The sequence below is a fragment of the Povalibacter uvarum genome, assembly GCF_014202975.1.
In the GTDB taxonomy this organism is placed as follows: Bacteria; Pseudomonadota; Gammaproteobacteria; order Steroidobacterales; family Steroidobacteraceae; genus Steroidobacter; species Steroidobacter uvarum.
Map to the genome: position 1 here is coordinate 256,024 of NZ_JACHHZ010000007.1, position 18,284 is coordinate 274,307.

General features: G+C 62.9%; 16 protein-coding genes. 7 read left to right on the plus strand and 9 right to left on the minus strand.

Annotation, left to right across the window (positions count from 1 at the left end; translation table 11 throughout):
- Positions 1-16: 16 nt before the first annotated feature.
- Together HNQ60_RS26345 and HNQ60_RS26350 are read left to right on the plus strand one after the other, a co-directional pair.
- A complete protein-coding gene (locus tag HNQ60_RS26345) occupies positions 17-1,114 on the plus strand; it encodes a sialidase family protein (RefSeq protein WP_184335787.1) in 1,098 nt (365 codons plus the stop codon).
- Positions 1,115-1,354: 240 nt separating this feature from the next.
- Positions 1,355-2,107, plus strand: a complete 753-nt coding sequence (locus HNQ60_RS26350; protein WP_184335788.1) for a hypothetical protein — start codon at positions 1,355-1,357, stop codon at positions 2,105-2,107.
- Between the two features lie 115 nt (positions 2,108-2,222).
- Here the strand turns inward: HNQ60_RS26350 and HNQ60_RS26355 are convergent, their stop codons facing one another.
- The 5 genes from HNQ60_RS26355 to HNQ60_RS26375 form a co-directional block, all read right to left on the minus strand.
- Positions 2,223-2,474, minus strand: a complete 252-nt coding sequence (locus tag HNQ60_RS26355; protein ID WP_184335789.1) for a hypothetical protein — start codon at positions 2,472-2,474, stop codon at positions 2,223-2,225.
- Positions 2,475-2,609: 135 nt separating this feature from the next.
- Positions 2,610-3,884, minus strand: a complete 1,275-nt coding sequence (locus tag HNQ60_RS26360; RefSeq protein ID WP_184335790.1) for a glycoside hydrolase family 5 protein — start codon at positions 3,882-3,884, stop codon at positions 2,610-2,612.
- 1 nt (position 3,885) lies between these two features.
- The gene (locus HNQ60_RS26365) at positions 3,886-6,582 is read right to left on the minus strand and encodes a TonB-dependent receptor (protein WP_184335791.1); all 2,697 of its coding nucleotides are present in this window, start codon (positions 6,580-6,582) and stop codon (positions 3,886-3,888) included.
- Between the two features lie 137 nt (positions 6,583-6,719).
- Positions 6,720-8,249: a GH39 family glycosyl hydrolase gene (locus tag HNQ60_RS26370; protein ID WP_184335828.1), complete on the minus strand. Its 1,530-nt coding sequence runs from the start codon at positions 8,247-8,249 to the stop codon at positions 6,720-6,722.
- Positions 8,250-8,311: 62 nt separating this feature from the next.
- Positions 8,312-8,779 carry a hypothetical protein gene (locus HNQ60_RS26375; RefSeq protein ID WP_184335792.1) on the minus strand — a complete coding sequence of 156 codons (468 nt, stop codon included), beginning with the start codon at positions 8,777-8,779 and terminating at the stop codon, positions 8,312-8,314.
- Between the two features lie 249 nt (positions 8,780-9,028).
- Between HNQ60_RS26375 and HNQ60_RS26380 the strand changes: the two genes are divergently transcribed.
- Positions 9,029-9,532: a cupin domain-containing protein gene (locus HNQ60_RS26380; RefSeq protein WP_184335793.1), complete on the plus strand. Its 504-nt coding sequence runs from the start codon at positions 9,029-9,031 to the stop codon at positions 9,530-9,532.
- An 18-nt stretch (positions 9,533-9,550) separates the two neighbouring features.
- Here HNQ60_RS26380 and HNQ60_RS26385 read toward each other — a convergent pair whose 3' ends face one another.
- The 3 genes from HNQ60_RS26385 to HNQ60_RS26395 form a co-directional block, all read right to left on the minus strand.
- Positions 9,551-9,922: an STAS domain-containing protein gene (locus HNQ60_RS26385; protein WP_184335794.1), complete on the minus strand. Its 372-nt coding sequence runs from the start codon at positions 9,920-9,922 to the stop codon at positions 9,551-9,553.
- A 9-nt stretch (positions 9,923-9,931) separates the two neighbouring features.
- Positions 9,932-12,328, minus strand: coding sequence for a SpoIIE family protein phosphatase (locus HNQ60_RS28205; RefSeq protein ID WP_184335795.1), 2,397 nt, complete (start codon positions 12,326-12,328; stop codon positions 9,932-9,934).
- A 146-nt stretch (positions 12,329-12,474) separates the two neighbouring features.
- Entirely contained in the window at positions 12,475-12,963 is a 489-nt protein-coding gene (locus HNQ60_RS26395) for a DUF3224 domain-containing protein (protein WP_221304474.1), read from the minus strand.
- A gap of 82 nt (positions 12,964-13,045) precedes the next feature.
- On the opposite strand from HNQ60_RS26395, the gene HNQ60_RS28210 reads away from it, so the two are divergent.
- From HNQ60_RS28210 to HNQ60_RS26415, 4 genes are all read left to right on the plus strand, one after another.
- A complete protein-coding gene (locus HNQ60_RS28210; protein ID WP_221304475.1) occupies positions 13,046-13,837 on the plus strand; it encodes a DUF6597 domain-containing transcriptional factor in 792 nt (263 codons plus the stop codon).
- Positions 13,838-14,054: 217 nt separating this feature from the next.
- The gene (locus HNQ60_RS26405) at positions 14,055-14,990 is read left to right on the plus strand and encodes a DUF3617 domain-containing protein (protein WP_184335797.1); all 936 of its coding nucleotides are present in this window, start codon (positions 14,055-14,057) and stop codon (positions 14,988-14,990) included.
- Positions 14,991-15,022: 32 nt separating this feature from the next.
- Positions 15,023-15,829: a D-alanyl-D-alanine carboxypeptidase family protein gene (locus tag HNQ60_RS26410; RefSeq protein ID WP_184335798.1), complete on the plus strand. Its 807-nt coding sequence runs from the start codon at positions 15,023-15,025 to the stop codon at positions 15,827-15,829.
- Positions 15,801-17,282, plus strand: a complete 1,482-nt coding sequence (locus HNQ60_RS26415) for a hypothetical protein (protein ID WP_184335799.1) — start codon at positions 15,801-15,803, stop codon at positions 17,280-17,282. Before HNQ60_RS26410 ends, HNQ60_RS26415 begins: the two co-directional genes overlap by 29 nt.
- Before the next feature lie 6 nt (positions 17,283-17,288).
- On the opposite strand, the gene HNQ60_RS26420 is transcribed toward HNQ60_RS26415, so the two are convergent.
- Positions 17,289-18,197 carry a LysR family transcriptional regulator gene (locus tag HNQ60_RS26420; protein ID WP_184335800.1) on the minus strand — a complete coding sequence of 303 codons (909 nt, stop codon included), beginning with the start codon at positions 18,195-18,197 and terminating at the stop codon, positions 17,289-17,291.
- Positions 18,198-18,284 lie beyond the last annotated feature (87 nt).

Consider the following 18,284-nt stretch of genomic DNA (forward strand, 5'->3'; position numbering starts at 1 on the left):
GTACAGCGTGAGTCTCATGAGCTGGAAGATCGCAGCGCTCGGTTTCGTCCTTGCATTCACCTCGCTGCTGGCGATCCCGCATCCCGCGGTCGTGAGCGAGGAGTTCATCTACGACTCGGGTCCCTATCCAAGTGTTCATGCGTCGACGATCGTCGAGACTCGCGGCGGAGCATTGCTCGCGGCCTGGTTCGGTGGGACGAACGAGAAGAATCCGGACGTCTGCATCTACGTGTCGCGACGTGTGAACGGAAAATGGATGCCCGGTGTACAGGTCGCGGACGGAGTAGCGGGCGCTGACCGCTATCCGACCTGGAACCCCGTGCTCTTCCAGCCCGGCAAAGGTCCGCTCATGCTTTTTTACAAAGTGGGCCCGTCCCCGCAGGCATGGTGGGGGATGCTGATCACGTCCAAGGATGGTGGGCGCACGTGGAGCAAGCCGCGTCGCTTGCCCGACGGCATTTTCGGACCGATCAAGAACAAGCCAGTGCAGTTCGCCGACGGCACGATCCTCGCGCCGTCGAGCACGGAAGACGATCACGGCTGGCACATTCATGTCGAACGCACCCGGGACCTCGGCAAGACCTGGGAGCGCAGCGAAGCGCTCAACGATGCGGACCAGTTCAACGCGATTCAGCCGAGCGTCCTCATTCACAAGGACGGCCGGCTGCAGCTTCTCTCGCGCACGAAGGAAATGGTCGTCGTGACGAACTGGTCGTCGGACCAGGGGCGGACCTGGAGCAAGTCGACGTCGACCGGACTCTTCATGCCCAACTCCGGCAGCGATGCTGTGACGCTCGCCGATGGACGACAGCTCCTCGTCTACAACTGGCGCGATCGGCCAGCGCCCGCAGTCGCACCGGTCGTGGAGAACGAGGAGAGCGGACCGGCAGCGACGGGCACTCGCGCCGACTACGGTGTGCGATACCCGCTGAACCTCTCGCTGTCGGAGGATGGCGTTGCTTGGTCGATGGTCGCCACGCTCGAGGATCAACCGTTGCCGCACGGATACGCGTACCCGGCTGTGATCCAGACGCGTGACGGACGGGTGCACGTCACGTACACGTGGAATCGCGAGAAGATCAAGCACGTCGTGCTGGACCCGAAGCGTCTTTGAACGAAGCCGATGCATGTCCGGCCCGGAGACACGTCCCTGCGCGCATCGGTTTCCACTTCGGTGTGGGTACCCAGCGCGCGATGACGCAAGCTTCGCCGAAGGCAGAGCCTGTCGCGCTGCCAACCGGTATCGGTGCTCATAGCTGCGAAGCAGGCGTTCATGGACGACCGTACAAGTGTGCCGCGCTGATCGATCTGCTACGTTCGACACTGTCGGCACTGCCCGTCGGGGAGATCGGTCATGGCGATCAGCGTGGCGCAGGCTCAGTTGCTGAGCGATCGACGGTTTTTCGTCAGCATGGCGTTCGCCCTGGCGATGGTGACGCTCGTTGGCTTCGGTCCCACTTATTTCTTTGTCGCGCTGAACAGTGCACCCACACCGGTGCTCACTCCGGCCGTCCATATTCATGGAGGCCTTTGCACCGCGTGGGTGTTCCTGCTGATCGTTCAGACCGCGCTGATTGCGGCAGGGCGACGCGACGTTCATCGCAAGATGGGGATTGCGGGGGGTGCCATCGCCGCAGCCATCGTCGTTTCGGGGCTTTACGTGGCGCTTCACAGTCATCGTCGCATCCACACCGATGCCACGGCCGATACGCTCGCGGATCCCTTCGTCTTCCTGATCTTCCCGATGTCCAGCGTCACGCTCTTTGCGGTGTTCGCGACGCTTGGCATCCTGAAGCGCCGTCAGATGGACAGCCACAAGCGATTCATTGTGCTCGCGACGTCGAGCCTGATCATTCCCGCGCTCGCCCGGATCGTGATGCAGGCGAATGCAATGCTGGGCGTCACGATCGTGCCCGGTGTCGTCGGAGCGGTCGTGCTGGTGAACGGATTCCTGATCGCGATGGCCGTGCACGATTTCCATACTCGTGGCCGGCTGCATCCGGTGACGCTCTGGGGCGGCGGGTTCGTGCTGCTTTCGGAGCCGCTGAGGTTTCTGATCGGCTTCAGTGCGCCGTGGCAGGAGTTTGCACGGTCGGTGATGGGCTAATCGTCGTCATTCCCGCGAAAGCGGGAATCCATCCGGAACCAAGGCATGGACTCCCGCTTTCGCGGGAGTGACGGAGAGAAGGTCTCCCGCTTTCGCGGCAATGACGGCAGTGGTCTCAGGACAGGGAGCCGTCGCTGAGTCCATGCTCCTGCAGGATGGCCAGGCTCTTCATGTACAGGAGCACGAATGCCGCGGCGGCGATGTTCGCCGGCAGGTCCATCCCTTCGAGCGCAAACATCAGGTGGAAGAGGGCAGTGCCCATCATCGCGTGACCGAACAGCGGCATGCGCGCCCGGAAGCGCACATACGAGAAATAGAGCGCAAGCGCTGTGCTGACGAGATAGAAGGCGGTGTCGAGGAAGTCCATGGCGGCGGATGGCTGAGCTGACTATTCCGAGGATCTTGCTCTCGCGCGGCTACTGTGGCCGCGGAATACGTCTCATGTTCGAGCAATCGCCGGCCGATTGGAATCGGCCGATCGATACGCATGTCGATGAAACGCCTACCGTGCCGGTGTCGAAGCAGCCTTCGCCGTGGACACCGGTCTAACGGCTTCGAGAAATCCTGGAACGGCCGTCACATTGCTGCTGTCGTTGCGGACAGCGTCAGCGAAGTCCATCAGCACCCCGAAAGCATCGGCGGGCGGCTTGCGGCCCGGTTTCTTCGGGTAAGTCGCACTCTTGATGTAGTCGATGACTCGCTGGTAGCCGTCGGTCTTGCGGATCGACCACAGCGCACGATCGGTTTCGATGCGTTTGAAGGACCACGGCGCGTAGCCGACGTTGTTCGCGAGCGACCAGTCAGCGATGCCCCGCAGCACGGGGTAACTGTTCTCCCCGAATTCGCCGAGCCACAGTGGAATCCCCAGCTTCCGCGCATGCCGGAGGCGATCCCCCAGGCCGCCGCGCATCGTGTCGTGCGCCTGCAGTTCATCCTGCTTCGGATAGTGATGGGTCTGGAAGACGAGCTTGTCGTCCCACTTGTTCGTCAGGGGGCTGAAATCGGAGCCCCACCAGTCGCCCTGGACGCTGATGAGATGGTTGCGATCGACGCTTCGGATCGCCGTGGTGATGACCCGATAGGAGGCTTCGAGCCGCCCCTTCTCGGCATCGTTGCGCGTGACGGGTTCGTTGAGAAGATCCCATGACCAGATGACAGGCTCGTCGGCGTAGCGGCGAGCGACGTGCTGCCAGATCTTCGCCGCCAGTTCGACGTTGCTCCAGTCGGCCCAGAAGCGGACCGATTCGCGGACTTCCTCGCTCGGGTTGTCGCTGTGATGGCCGGGGTTCTGGTATCCCGGCGCGGCGTGCATGTCGAACTGCACGTACAGGCCGAGCTCGCGGCAGAACCCGATGATCCGATCGAAGTGACGGAACCCTTCGTCGGTCAGTCGTTTTCCATCCCAGAAGAGCCGATAGGAGAACGGCACACGGATGCTGTTGAAGCCTTGGGACTTGATCTGCCCGAGCGTGTTGCGATCGACGTAGTTCTCGCGCCAGCGATCGACGAAGCGATCTGCCTGCTGTTGGTTGCCGCCAAGCGCGTGCGTGACGCCGAGCTCGAACCCCGTCGGCGTGCTCCAGCCCTGCACGTCGATGTCGAGCATGTAGCCCTCGAACACCAGCCAGTTGCCGAGATTCGGCCCAACGAGCAGCAGCGACCTGCCTTCCGCATCGACGATGCCGGCGTTCCTGGTGTGAACGAACTGGGCGTTCGCACCCGCGTGCAGTGCGAACGCAAGCAGCAGGAGCCACCAACGGAAGCGGACGGCATTCATCTCACTGGAGGCTGTAGCGGAAGCCGAGCAGGTACTGCGTGCCGTACTCCGTGTACTCCTCCGGGAACGTCATCCCCAGGCTGTTCGAATCGCTGACCGTCGTCCGGAACGGCGAATCATTCAGGTTGTACACCTGGAACAGCAGCGACAGGCCTTCGAACCGCGTTCCGCCCTGGAAATCGTAGCCGAGCTGCAGGTCGACCTGGGTTTCGCTGAGCGTGTAGCGATACGTCCGTTGTCCGAAGAGCGCGCCGTATTCGCCTCGATACTGATCGCGATAGCGTCCGCTGACTCGTGCCGAGAAGCCGTTGCGCTCGAAGAACAACGTGCCGTTGGCCACGACCTTCGAAAGGCCCGGGATCGTATCGGTCGTCGAGCCGCCATCGGGACCATCGGGATCGATCGACGATTCTGTGTACGACGCATTCAACTGGATGCCGAATCCGGCCAGTGCGTCCGTGATGAGATCGCCCGTCAATGTGGTCGCACCCTCTATGCCGCGCATGTAGCCGCCCGTGCCGTTCGCCCAGGTGCTGAACGTTCCCATGTTCGAGATCGGCGTGATCCCGTTGTCGTCGTAGCCGGTGAAGTCCCACGGGATATTCTGCTGATAGATGTAGCTTTCGAGGTCCTTGTAGAAAATCGCCACGCTCACGTAGCTCGCATCGGCGATGTACTTCTCGAGCGATAGGTCGTACGCAGTGGCCCGGTAGGGCTCCAGCAGCGGATTGCCGCCACTACCGCCCCATTCGCGCGTCGTGGTGTTTACGCTCGCATCGCTGTCGGCGCTCAGGTAGTTGATCGGCGGCCGCATCAGCGTCTTCGCGGCGCCGGTGCGTGCGATCCATCCGCTGCCGAAGTCCGCGACGAGATTGAGACTCGGCAGCGTGTCGGTGTAGTCGGTGCCGAGCGTCTGGGCGCCGACCACGGCGCCGCCGTTCGCATTGAATCCCGTCGACGACTGGTCCGAAAGGATGTATTGGACACCCAGGTTTCCCCGCAGGCTGAAATTGCCGGACGTCTCGAGGCCGATGTCCATCTGCGCGTAGTACGTGTCGACGTCTTCATCGACTGTGTAGTCCTTACGCAGATCGTCGTTGCTCTCGCTGATGGTCACGTCGTAGTAGCCATCGCGGATGAGCGCGTTGGGATCGAATGAGATGACGCGTCCCATGCCGACGAATCCGAGCGATGTCGGTGCATAGAGAAGCGATGGATCGACGAGCGTCGGTGCGCGTCCGTCCGGCAGATCCGCGAAGTACACCGTCGCGCGCTTCTCCTTCGTGCGGCGATTGAAGTTCGCGCCAACGTCAAAGCCGCTCACGAAGGGCATCTCGAAACTGCGACCCAGATTGATGCGGCCGGCCTTGATCCGGTCTTCCTGGATCGAATCTTCCTGGCGCCCGTCGTGACCCCATTGCTGCGGATCCCAGAGATAGACGGCGGTAGAGGAGGAGAGATCAGGCAACGAGTAATCGCCGAAGCGGGACGACAGCGGGATGTCGAACCCGATGCTCTGCGGGCCCAGCAGTCCCGCGTAAGTCTCCAGCGTCGTCTGCTCGCGCTCAGCCTTCGAATAGTTCAGGTCGACATCGAGCGCCCACGCACCCATGGTGAACGTGTTCGCCCAGCCGCCCGAGTACAGCTTGTCGTCGCGGTCGTTGTCGTCGTTGCGGACGACGGGTTGCACGCCGTTGAGTGCGCCGTCGGTGACGATGGGCAGGCCATCCTTGTCGGTGAGGCCGGCGTTTGCATAGCTCACGGCGCCGCCGTTCCACCACGGATCGTTGGTCCACATGGCGCCGTGCATGACCTCTTCCTGGCTGAACTTCGAATAGTAGAGATCGACCTCGCTGTGGAAGACTTCGTTGGGCTTGTACTCGAGGACCGCCATGGCGCCATCGCGTATCAGGTCGCGCGACTTCACCCATCCCTCCGAGCCCTGCAGCGCGATCGCGTCATCCGGCTTCCCCGCCTGCGGTGTGCCGTAGAGATTCGTGTTCGCCCACCACCATTCCTTGTAATGCTCCTCCTGGAATGGCGAGCTCAGCCGCGCGATGCCGAATGCAACACCGAGCGTGTTGTCAGCGAACTGATCCACGTACGAGAAGCTCGCCCGATAACCGAGATCCTCGCTGTCGGCGCTGACGTCGCCGAGCGAGTTGTACTCGCCGGATGCGCCGAACACGACGCGGCGCTCGTCCAGGCTCAATGGATGGATCGTCTGCAGATTCACAGTGCCCGACAGGCCTTGCCCAATGAGCGAGGCATCCGGCGTCTTGTAGACAGTGACTGCATTGATGAGCTCGGCCGGATACTGGTCGAACTCCACGCCTCGGCTGTCGCCGGTGCTGACCTGCTCACGCCCGTTCAGCGTCGTACCTACGAACTGTTCCGACATGCCGCGCACGTTGATGACCTGCGAGCGTCCATCCACGCGTTGCGTGGCGAGTCCGGGCAAGCGCGCGATCGAGTCGGCGATGCTGACGTCCGGCAGTTTGCCGATGTCCTCGGCCGAGATCGTTTCGACGATCGAGTTCGATTCCAGTTTTACGTCGACCGACGTCGCTATGCTGTGACGGATGCCGGTGACGATGACTTCTTCCGGTGTCTCTGCCGGTGGTGTGGTCTGCGCCTGTGCGGCGCTGGCCGCGAAGAGCGCTGAACACATCGCAAGCTGCATGGCATGTCTGTTCACGATATCCCCCTGTTCGCGTTGTCGGGCAACGCCTATCGCTGCGCGTCGCGGCAGCCTTCGTAGAGGAATTTGAGCTGCAGCGCACGATGGCCGCAGTAGCGGAACCCACGTAAGTAGATTCCCGGTCGAACAGACCGTTATTGCCGGCTCTTTTCAGCGCTCAACGTGACGAGCACGACATCGTTCACGCGCATGGGAACGGTGAACCGGAGCAGTCCATCGTGAGCCACCTTCACTTGCCGATTCGTCTCGGCGTTGTCGACGGTCAACTCGTTCAGTTGCTGGAGTTGAGAGCGAGTCAGGTCCTTGGGGGAGCCGATCTCCAGATACGCGGTGTAAGCATCGTTCGCGCGGTAGCCCGTGCGCCGGACCTCGAGCCGATAGCTGCCCGGCGGCAATGCCCGAAATACGAGATCCGCCGACGGCGCCGGCCGCGTCGGCGTGGCTTTTGTGTAGAAGGAACGATTGCTCACGTTCTGGTCGGGGTGTTCCCAGTCCCAGAGCACGATCGCCGTCCGCGACGGACTCGTCGAGATGAAGCTCTCGGTGTCCGCCGCGGGCACCGCATTTCCCTCGAGTGCATGCAGGTACTTGTAAGCGAAGAAGGCGGGCTTGCGGATGCCTTCACGGGTCATTAGACCGAAGCCGCCATGAAACGGCGAGGGCGGCGGCCCCGGCTCTTCGAACAGATCGGTGAAGGTCCAGTAGCTCATCGCCTGGACCATTCCCTGCGTCGCCTTGAGCTTCGAGAGGATGTATGGCGCGCTGATGTAGGAGTCGTGCACCGAGTCGCGAGGCGTGTAACTCGTGCTCCATTCCGTGAAGTAGAGCGGCAGATTGGGGAATGCGGATCGCGATATCTGTTCGCGCACGTGACGGACGTCGCCGACGATCGCATCGGGTGAGGCGGATAGTTTCGTGTCGCTTTCGCCCTTCTCGTCGAGGAAGCCGCCATCGACGCCGTACGTATGTGTCGTGACGAAGTCGACGGCGACACCGTTCTTCGCGGCGAAGTCCAGGAACTCCGGAACCCACGCGGCGCCCGCCGTCGACGGCCCGCCGACTCGCAGGGACGGATCGATCGCCTTGATCGTCTTGGCCGTCAGCGCGTACAGATCGAAGTAGGCTTTCTGGTCCGCTCGTTCCCAGAAGCCGTCGAGGTTCGGTTCGTTCCAGACTTCGAAGTACCACTGGCGGACTTCATCCGCGCCATAGCGTTCGAACAGATGGCGAACGAACGCGTCGATGAGCGCGCGCCAGGCGTCGTGCTTCGGATGCGACGTATTGCCCTTCCAGTAGAAGATCGTCTGCCCGGATGTGGCCATGGCCTGCGGCGTGAAGCCAAGCTCGATGAACGGCCGGATATTCTTCGCGAGCAACTGGTCATAGAGCTGGTCGATCTTCGTCCAGTCGTGGACGATGCGGTCGCCTTCCGTGCGAACGGTGCCGAGCACATCGTGGAAGATGTCGTGGAAGCGGACGTAGCGAAAGCCGAGCTCATCGACCGCCGTCTTCAGGTGCGCCTGCGTGTCCGGGCGAATCAGCGTGCCCGGAAAGTCCGATCCGATCGCCAGGTCGAAGAAACGATCGACCGGCGCTTGCGCTTTCGACACATCGATATCGATCACCCGTCGCGGCGGGGCATCCGTTGCGGCGAGGCTCGCCATCGAGCCGGCAGCGCAAAGGCAGAGTACGGCAAGCGATCGAAGGGCGATCAAGCAGGCTGCTCTCAGGGTTTCTTGTCCGCGGCGGCGCCGCCAAGCACGCTGATGAGCTTGTCTTCGTTCAGGTACTTGGTGAACTCGCCGAGTCCTTCATTGACGCTGCGATCCGAGAACATCTCCGTCATGGCGGCTTCGCCCAGGATGCCGAAACTTGCCTCGATGGTGCCGGCTCCTTCGTAGCGAACGGCTTCGACGGTCTGGGCGCGACAGCGTTCAGTCAGCAGCGATTCGAACAGGCCCGCGACCTTCTTGTTGAGCTCGACACGCTGGGCCTCGGTAATGGCCGATACGTTCGACACTTGCGGATGCAGGGCGGCGATGCCGAAGATCCATCGGACGAGCGTGCCCTTGTCGTCGGCCGTGGTGGATTTCACGAGGCACTTCGCAAGATCGTCCGAGTACGGGCCGGCGTGGGCTGCGCCTGCCGCGAGCGACATTGCAGCGACGAGACTCCAGGCGGGGTTCCTGTTCATGAATCGCTCTCCCTCGACGTCTTGTTATAGGGGTCGCGTGCGATCGTAAGCTGTTCCCGTTCCACCGTCACGTCGGCCGCGTGGAATCGCCACCGGCCGGATCAAGGCATGGACTCCCGCTTTCGCGGGAGTGACGCGAAACAGCCGTCATTCCCGCGAAAGCGGGAATCCATCCGGTTGTGATTGCGCGCAGGTCGCGCTGCGTGTCCAATCCCGACCGCTACGCACGGCAAACACGGGAGACGGGTGATGAAGCCGATCATGAATCTCGACGCAGTGGAGTTCGACGACGTGGAGGAGAACGGTTTCTATACATCCAGTCGGGGCCAGATCGGTGCGCACATCGGAGCGCGGAAGCTCGGTTACAACCTGACGGTCGTGCCGCCGGGCAAGGCCCAGTGTCCGTTCCATTCCCATCATGGGGAGGAAGAGATGTTCTTCATCCTAGAAGGCGAAGGAGAGCTGCGCTTCGGCGACCAGCGTTATCCGATCCGCAAACACGATGTCATTGCGTGTCCGACGGGCGGACCGGAAGTCGCGCATCAGATCATCAACACCGGCAAGACGACGATGCGCTACCTCTCGCTGTCGACGCTCGCCGAACTGGATGCCTGCGAATATCCCGATTCGCGGAAGGTGCTGATCGTCGCGGGGCAGGGCAACGACCTGAAACTGCGCAAGATGGTCCGTGCGGAGAACACGGTCGAGTACTACGACCGCGAACGCACGGACGAGCCGGAGAGGGCAGGCTAGAGTCGGCGGGATCCCGGTCTATTCATTGTCCTGGACTTGTCGCTGGATGTCATCGAGATAGGCATCGAGCTCCGCGACGTTCTTGAAGATGCCGCCCGAGGGAATCGCTTTCACGATATCGAGAACCTTGCGGACCCCGGGCTGGGGGTTGACGACGGCAACCCTGCCGCCGCGCGGTTCGATGATCTTGCGCGCGCGGACGAAGCAACGGATCCCGGCGCTGCTCAGATACTCGAGATGACTGAGATCGAAGACGAGTCTCAGCATTGGCGTGCCCGCGAGTAACCGATCGAGTGCCTCATCGAGCCGCGGCGCCGTGTTGCTGTCCAGTCGACCCGTCAGTGAGATCGTCGGCGTGGCGGTTTGATCGATCGCGATGTTGAGCGACATGGGACCCTCTCAGCGCGGACGTGCGCGCGGCAAGCGGACTTCCAGAATATTGTAGTCGTCGACGCGGGAGTAACGACACTGGTCGGAGAGCTGGCGGACGAGCTCGATGCCGAGCCCGCCGATCTCCCGGTCGGCGATATCGGCGTCGAGATCCGGGCGAGCGTGCGCGAGGGGATCGAAGGGCTCCCCATCATCACGCAGCGTCAGAACGACTTCTTCCACGGTCAAGGTGCAGTGGATCGACACCCGTGCTTCCGCGCGACTGCCCACGGCACGGAATACGTTCGTCAAGAGTTCTTCCGCGATCAGTTCGACATCGCCGCAGATTTCCTGCGCGATGTCGCGGGAAAGCAGAATGGCGCGCAGCCAGACCTTGGCGTGTTCGACACCGGTTGCGGAGATCTCGGGTTCGATCAGCCAGTGCGGGCCCAGTGCGTTCCAGCCGGCTGTGATGCGCGGCGGTTTCAGCGCGAGAGCGAGCACCGTCAGATCGTCACTGGCGTGGATGTCGCCAGTATGTTCGGCGACCGTGTTCAGGATCTGCTGGACCAGGGTTGCCGGTTCGCCATCCGGGCTGTTCTGCATGAGCGCAGTCAGGCGGTCGAGGCCGAACAGCGATTGATCCCTGGCCTCCGCTTCAGTGACGCCGTCGGTGAACAGGATCAGCGTGTCGCCAGGCGCCAGGTATCGTTCGATCGTCGGGTACTCGACCGATGCATCGATGCCGATCGCGGGCCCGTTGTCAGCGGCCAGCGCAGCGACCGTTCCTTCGAGTCGGCGCACCAGCGGCGCATCGTGTCCGGCACTCGCGTAGCGGATCTGGCCCGTATGGATGTTCAACAGGCCGCAGCCGAGCGTGACGAACATGCACGCATCGTTGCCGTCGACGAGTCTTTCGTTGATGCCGCAGAGCAGGCGATCGGGGACTTCGCCCGATGCGCCCAGCACACGCAACAGCGCTGAAAGGCGTGCCATGAAAAGAGCGGCGGGGATGCCTTTGTCGGAGACATCGCCGATCGCGAACAGGACGTTCCCGTCGACGACATGAAAGTAGTCGTAGAGATCGCCGCCGACTTGCCTTGCCGGCAAGAGTGCGGCAGCTACTTGAGCCGTGGCCGGGAACGTCCTGGGGTCGTGCCGTGGCAACATCGATTGCTGAATGCTGGCGGCAATCTGCAGCTCATGTTCGACGCGGGCCTGCTCGGCGAGCGTCTCTGCGCGCAACTGAATGTGCTTGCGCAACGAATCCCGCATCCGGCGCAACGCTTGCGTGAGAACGCCGATCTCATCACGACGCGGATCCTCCGGGAGCCGGAAATCCGGATCGTCCTCGGACGCGGTTCCCACCGACTCGGCAAGGTTGTGCAGCGGCCGGGAAATCCCGGCGGCGACCACTGATATCGCGGCGACGAGCAGGAGCAGCCCGCCAGCGCCGAGCCAGAGCTGGCGATTCAGCAGCGCTCGTGCCTCCGCGAGCAGATGCGAACGGGGAATGACGAACATCACCCGCCAGTCGAGCGTCTCCAGTTTTCGAACGGCGAGGTATGCGGGTTGCGACACGACGCCGTCAGGCAGCGGCTCGAAACTGGATTTCCGCGCGAGCATTTTTTCCGCGATGTCGCGCACGAGATCTGCGTTGAGCGTCGGCGTGAACTGAGGCAGTCGATCCGGTGTGGCGCCGATCGGTGCTGTGAACGGCTGTGTGCCGGCTGGCGAGCTCAGCCAGCCAACGCCGGACGAACCCAGCGTGACATCGTGTGCGACGCGCTTCATCCAATTGAGATCCAGGTCCGCGGTGACGACGCCGGCGAATACGCGACCGCGGTCAGCCCGGTTGCGATAAAACGGCACCGAGTAAGTCACCATCCACGTTTCGCCGCCGCCGGCGTCGAAGTATGGCAATGACCAGACGGGCTGCTGCTCATCCGCAGCGCGGCGGTACCAGGCGAGATCCTGGTACGCGTAACTGTCGAGCGCGAGATCGGAGTATGCGATCGCACCCTCGCGACGAAAGAGATAGGGCGCGAACGGTTTCTCGCTGGGGCCCGCATCGCCGATTTCCACTGCAATCGTCGACCCGTAGACATCGGGCCAGGCAGCCAGGATGCCGCGAATGCGTGCGGGATATTGCTCAGGGGGCGGATCGACTTCTTCCAGTTGCCCCGCCACCGTGCGGATGCCGCCTTCGATGGGACGGATGACGGAGTCGAGTCCGATCGCGAGCTGTGCAACGAGTTCTTTGACGTCGCGCTCGGCGCCCGCTTCGAGCTGCCGAGCAGTCGCCTGATACGACATGTACAGCGCGAACGCGTAGATCGGCACCGTGACGGCTAGCGTCCAGAAGAGCATCCGGCCGCGAACCGTGCGGAACACACCACCCTGCAGGGATTGAGAGGCGACGCTCACAGCGGGCAATGCTGCACTGGCGCGCGAAAAGTATCCACCGCCAGGGCAGCGCCGGGCTCACTATGGTGAGGCGCTGTGACAGCGCAGGCTCGCTGGTATGGGCTCGATGTCCCCTTATCGTCGATTCGCCGTCGAAGGCGGCTGCTTCACTCGGCGAGGGTGTAGTCGAACTCGTAGAAATGCTGGCCCTTGTCGATGATGATCTTGAACGAACCCTTCAGGCCCTGAAGCTCATCCGTACCCGAATCGGGCACGACCGTGATGATCCAGTTCTCCGGCGTGCCGCGATTCATCAGGGAGTGGTGCACGAGCATGAAGCTGCCCTTGCGCCCGTGCAGCGAACCGCTGACGCGCTCGATCGCCACATAGGAGCCAGAAGTGCTGCCGTCGCCCGAGTAGAGCATCTCGCCGGTGCTCGAGGCTGCGAGATCGCCTTTGTATTGCTTCTCGAGTGACATGCGTCCTACATTCGCGGCTCGCGCCGGCTCGTTGTCCGGCTGCAGTACCTTGATCTTGACGTCGAACGCACCGGCGACATGCTTCACGGAAGACTCCCTCTGTTCGTTCGCATCGGAAATGCCCACGGCGAAGTACAGGCCGAGCATTGCGAGCGCGATGGTGTTGCTGGGTTTCATAAGGTGATCGTATTGAGCCATGGCCGTGTCGTCGCGGGCTAGGAAAAACGCGCCAGCTTCAGCCGAGGTCCGGCTCGTTGGCGTGGGGCCGCCTCGCGGCCTGCTCAAACACGCGGAAGGTCCGGGGCAGTTCTATCACGCGCGGATCGCGCCGGCACCCGACGTCGCGAGTCTCGTTCAGCACTTCTGGATCGTGCGCTGGGATCTTCGCGGCCTCGAGTCGCAGCGCCCGGAAACGCTGCCGCATCCGAACGTGCATCTCGTCATCGATCGCAGCGAGGCGCTCGTTCACGGAATCCACACGGGCCGCTTCACTCGCGAGCTGACGGGCAAGGGCGGTGTGCTCGGCGTGAAGTTCAGGCCGGGCGGATTCCGGCCGTTCCTGGGCGGATCCGTTTCGCGAATGCGTAATCGCACGGCGACGCTCGCATCGATCTTCGACGAATCTTCCGATGCGCTGTGCAAAGCGGTGGAGGAGGCGGGAGAGAACGACGAGCGCGCGATCGCAGTCGTCCAGCAGTTCCTGGTGCGTCGCTGGCCTGATGCAGATCCGCTGGTTGATCGCGTCGCGAAGATCGCCACGGACATCGAGCAGGATCGTTCGGTGACACGCGTCGAGGATCTGCTCGAGCGGCATGCGATCACCAAGCGCTCGATCCAGCGGCTGTTCAACGAATATGTCGGCATCGGCCCCAAATGGGTGATCAATCGCTATCGCATGCATGAAGTCGTCGAGCGATTGAACGCCGGCGGTCAGGTCGACTGGCTGGCGCTCGCGCTGGAGCTCGGCTACTTCGACCAGGCGCATTTCAATCGCGACTTCAAGGCGCTCATTGGGAGATCGCCTTCGGAGTACGCGGCGCTTCGCCGATAGAGATCCGGCTGCTTCCTGTGGGTCCGGCTTCAGCCGGACGTCATCGCCGAAGGCGAGAGCCGGCTGCGCCGGCTAACGTCCGGCTAAAGCCGGACCCACAGCAAGAGTGGCCCCGCATGAGCCGATTTCCCCCTGCTTTACGCGTAAATAACGTGGCCCCGGTGCAGCCTGCGGCAGGCCGTGCCCCCGCCACGTCTATCGCGTACAGGATTTCCATATGAAACAGTTAATTAGCGCATTCGTGCTGGTGTGCGCGGGTCTGGCGCTGACGGCTGCGGTGGCAGCGCCGACCGGCGAAAAGTGGAAGATCACGAACCAGATGCAGATGGGCGGCATGTCGATGCCGGGGCAGTCGAACGAGATCTGCAAGCAGCCGGGCGACGACTCCGTCCCGATGAAGACGGAAGAGAACTGTGAGCTCTACGACGTGAAGCGCGTCGGCAACACGCAGAGTTTCAAGATGCGCTGCACCGGTAAGGATGCGGCGCAAGGTGAGGGCGAGTTCACGTACCTGGGCCCGGATCATTACAAGGGCAAGATGCTCGTCGCCGTCGACGGCGAGTCGATGACCATGGCAGTCGAGGGCAAGAAGATCGGTGCCTGCGATGGCGGCGAGATGAACCTGAAGGCCAAGGAATATGAAGACCTGGCGAAGCAGCAGATGGCGCTGGGCGCCCAGGCGCAGAAAGAGCAGTGCCACAAGTTCGCGGCCGAAGCGACCTCACCTGGTGTCATGAAGCAGTACTGCACCGATCCGGCGGATCGCCAGACGTTCTGCGCGGCCGTTCAGACGCACGACAAGTTCCTGGCGCTCTCCGAAATGGAAAAGCGCGGCACCGGCGCCGAGAAGCCTCTCACGGAGTCCGCTGGCCTGTGTGGCTTCGGGATCGACGCAAAGCGCCAGGACCTGTGCAAGAGCGCCTATGCATACGGCAACATCAAGTTCATCGGCAGCCAGTGCCCGGCCGAAGCGGAAGCGCTCGCCAAGGCGCAGTGCGCAGGCCGTCGCTACACGGCGATCGCCGACCAGTACCGCGATTTCTGCGCTTCGTACGCGCAGGCTGAAGCGGAGCGTGAAGCGAACTCGCCGGCCGGCAAGACGAAGAGCATGTTCAACATGGGCAAGAAGGCGCTCGGCCTCTTCAATAACTGATCCTGCCCGGTTTTCGAATCGTGCGCCGAACGATGAGGTGGTCGCATGCCGCGTTGTTCGGCGCACTCTTGCTCGCAACGGGATTGGTGCGGGCTGAAGCGCCGGGCGCGTTTGCGGACACGGCGCGCAGCTATATCGTCGTGCGTGACGGCCAGGTTGTGTGGTCGCGCGAGCCTGGACTCCAACTGCAGCCTGCTTCACTGACGAAACTGCTGACCGCGCTCGTCGTGCTCGATGCGAACCCCGACATGGAGCGCTGGCTTCCTGTGAGTGCACCAGCTGCGCAAGTCGCGCCGACGAAGCTCGGCCTGCGGGCGGGCGAGGAGATCACGGCCGGTGCAGCGATGGCAGCGATGCTCGTCCGGTCAGCGAACGATGCGTGTCTCGTGCTGGTCGAGAGCGTCTCGAAGGATAGGGACGCATTCGCGAAGCGGATGAACGAGCGGGCTCGGCAACTCGGCATGTCACAGTCGCGGTTCGTCGATCCGTGTGGCTTTGATGCAGTCGGTCAGCACAGCACAGTGACTGATCTCTTGAAGCTTGCCCAGGCGGCGCGGCGCGTGCCGATGATCGCGCATCTGGTAGCACTGCCGCGTGCCGAGCTCACCACCCGAACGGGGCGGACGAAATCCTTCGCGAACACGAATCAACTGCTCGGCCGGCTCGAAGGTGCCGCGGGAATGAAGACGGGCTACACCTCGCAAGCGGGCCAGTGCCTGATCGCCTACGCCAGGCGCGGCGAGAGCGAGGTCTGGCTCGTGATGCTGGGCGGTACGCAGAGGTGGTGGCAGGCGCACGGAATGATCGATCATGCGTTCAGTTCTTCCCTTGCGCACTGATCCGATCGCGGCGTCGACGCCGACCGCCACGAGCTGGCTGTGGGTCGGCTTGTGGCTGCTGCCAGCGCTCGTCGTCGTCCTGGTCTGGTTGCCTTCGTTGTCCGCGGGTTTCCAGTTCGACGACTGGAATGTGATCGTTCATGAGCCGAAGGTTCATTCGCTCGCGGCTTGGTGGGCGTCGATGCCCGGCATCCGGCCGCTGCTGAAACTGAGCTACGCCGCCCACTACGCGATGGGACCGGATCCCATCGTGTTCCGCGTCTTCAACATGGGTATCCACGCGCTCTCGGCGATGCTCGTGTTCTGGCTATTGCAGGTGCGTGGAGTCCGCGCGGGACTGACACCTTCCCACGCGATGCTCGCCGGGCTGCTCGCGGCGCTGATCTTTGCGATCCATCCTGTGCAGACAGAAGCGGTCACTTACATCTCCGGCCGCTCGAGTTCGCTGTCTGCGTTCTTCTGCCTGGTTGCGCTGTGGTGCTGGGTGCGCGGCGATTCGTCAGGGCAGGGTTCGTCACTCCCGCGAAAGCGGGAGTCCATTCTTTGGTCGTTCGCGTCCTGCGCCGCGTTCATCGCCGCAGTGGCCTGCAAAGAAACTGCGCTCATCCTCCCGCTCGCACTCTGGCTCTACTCCGCGGACGGACATGCGTTCCGGCGCTTGATGCCCCTGTTCGCACTCGTCGCAGTGTTGCTGCTGCTCGCCGCCAGTCTCCCGAGATATCGCGATCTGCTGGACGTCAGCCTGCAGACGCGTTCGATCACGGAGAACCTGCTCACACAATCCCGCGCCGTGCTGTACCTCGCGGGGCAACTGATCCGTCCGTGGAACATGAATGCGGATCCGGAGTTGACCGTGATCACGCAGGTCGATGCGACGAGCCTGTTGCTGTGCAGCGGATGGAGCGTGGCGTTGGGTGCGGCGCTGTGGAACGTGCGGCGCAAACCGATCGGTGCTTTCGCGGTGCTGTGGTTCCTGTTGTGGCTGGCGCCGACCAATTCGTTGCTGCCGCGGCTCGATCCCGCGAACGATCGCCAGTTGTACCTGGCAATGATCGGCCCGGCCTGGTGGCTGTCGGTGCAGCTCATTCGTTGGGCACAGACCCGCAGGCCGTTGCTTGCGATGCTCACGATCGCACTCGTACTCGGTTCGCTGTGCGCGGCGACGATCGAACGCAACAGGATCTACGAAACCGAAGTTACGTTCTGGGAAGACACGGCGGCACGCAATCCCGCGAACGCGCGCGCGGCCAACAATCTTGCGATGGCGTATGCAATGGCCTGCCGTCGCGAGGATGCGTTGCGCGAATTCGATCGCGCGATCTCGCTGGACCCTTCGGACTTTCGCGCCCGCATCAATCGCAAGTTTCTGAGAGAGGGTGAATTGCCCGGCGTTGACGAGGCGCGCTGCGGGAACTCCGTCATTCCCGCGGGACACCCGCTTTCGCGGGTGTGACGGTTTCTATGCCGCCGGCGCCGCCGACGTGGCCGCGTAGTCAGCAACCCCTCGATAGATCTCATCGAAGACCGTCTTGATGTGCCGCGCCTTGCGCTGATCGGCGTGCATCACGATCCAGGTCTCGAGGTTCATCCGGAACAGATCCGGCACGACATTGATGAGATCCGGGTCGCGGCGGGCGAGGCCATACTGGCAGACCCCAATGCCGACACCCGCACGGATAGCGGCGAGCTGCGCCGTATCGTTGTCCGTGCGGAACGCGAACCGCTCGCGCCTCAGGTCGACGCCTACTTTGTAGCGCTGAAGGAATTGCGGCGGATGGTCGAAGCCGATCAGGGAATGCCGATCCAGATCTTCGTCCGTCCTCGGAACGCCGTGGACTTCGAGATAGCGGCGATGCGCATGCATGCCCAATGCGATCGTGCCGGCGCGCCTTGCCATCAGTGACTTCTGCTGCGGCCGGGCCAGGCGAATTGCGATATCGGCGTCCCGCCGCAAGAGATCGGCCATCGCATTGCTCAGTACGAGCTCGATCTCGAGTCCGCGATAGCGATTGCGCAGCTTCGCAAGAATCGGCGGCAGGACTTCGATACCTGTTACCTCGCTGGCAGTCACGCGAACGACGCCCGCGACCTGGTTCGGTTCGCCCGTGGCCGCACGTTGGAACGCGGCGACCGCGGCAGCCATCGATTCGGCGTGCGGGCGCAACTCGTGTGCAGCGGCGGTGGGGGTCAGCCCCGTCGCTGATCGAGTGAAGAGCGGCTTGCCGTCCAGCAGGACCTGCAGTTCGGCGATGTGGCGGCCGACCGTCGGCTGAGTGAGGTCGAGCATGCGCGCAGCAGCCGAAAAGCTGCCGTGTTGGATCACCGCAAGGAAGGACCGGTAGAGGTCCCAGCTGGCTTGGCCCGGCATGTGCTCACCCTTCGGCCTCCCCGGATGGCCTATGCATAAATGTATAGCAGCCATGCAGGACTGCTCAATTCTTTTTACCACGCCGCT

Coding starts and splice junctions, on each gene's coding strand:
- HNQ60_RS26345 (WP_184335787.1), top strand. CDS start 17: ATGAGCTGGAAGATCGCAGCGCTCGGTTTCGTCCTTGCATTCACCTCG.
- HNQ60_RS26350 (WP_184335788.1), top strand. CDS start 1,355: ATGGCGATCAGCGTGGCGCAGGCTCAGTTGCTGAGCGATCGACGGTTT.
- HNQ60_RS26355 (WP_184335789.1), bottom strand. CDS start 2,474: ATGGACTTCCTCGACACCGCCTTCTATCTCGTCAGCACAGCGCTTGCG.
- HNQ60_RS26360 (WP_184335790.1), bottom strand. CDS start 3,884: ATGAATGCCGTCCGCTTCCGTTGGTGGCTCCTGCTGCTTGCGTTCGCA.
- HNQ60_RS26370 (WP_184335828.1), bottom strand. CDS start 8,249: ATGGCGAGCCTCGCCGCAACGGATGCCCCGCCGCGACGGGTGATCGAT.
- HNQ60_RS26375 (WP_184335792.1), bottom strand. CDS start 8,779: ATGAACAGGAACCCCGCCTGGAGTCTCGTCGCTGCAATGTCGCTCGCG.
- HNQ60_RS26380 (WP_184335793.1), top strand. CDS start 9,029: ATGAAGCCGATCATGAATCTCGACGCAGTGGAGTTCGACGACGTGGAG.
- HNQ60_RS26385 (WP_184335794.1), bottom strand. CDS start 9,922: ATGTCGCTCAACATCGCGATCGATCAAACCGCCACGCCGACGATCTCA.
- HNQ60_RS26395 (WP_221304474.1), bottom strand. CDS start 12,963: ATGAAACCCAGCAACACCATCGCGCTCGCAATGCTCGGCCTGTACTTC.
- HNQ60_RS26405 (WP_184335797.1), top strand. CDS start 14,055: ATGAAACAGTTAATTAGCGCATTCGTGCTGGTGTGCGCGGGTCTGGCG.
- HNQ60_RS26410 (WP_184335798.1), top strand. CDS start 15,023: ATGAGGTGGTCGCATGCCGCGTTGTTCGGCGCACTCTTGCTCGCAACG.
- HNQ60_RS26415 (WP_184335799.1), top strand. CDS start 15,801: ATGCGTTCAGTTCTTCCCTTGCGCACTGATCCGATCGCGGCGTCGACG.
- HNQ60_RS26420 (WP_184335800.1), bottom strand. CDS start 18,197: ATGCCGGGCCAAGCCAGCTGGGACCTCTACCGGTCCTTCCTTGCGGTG.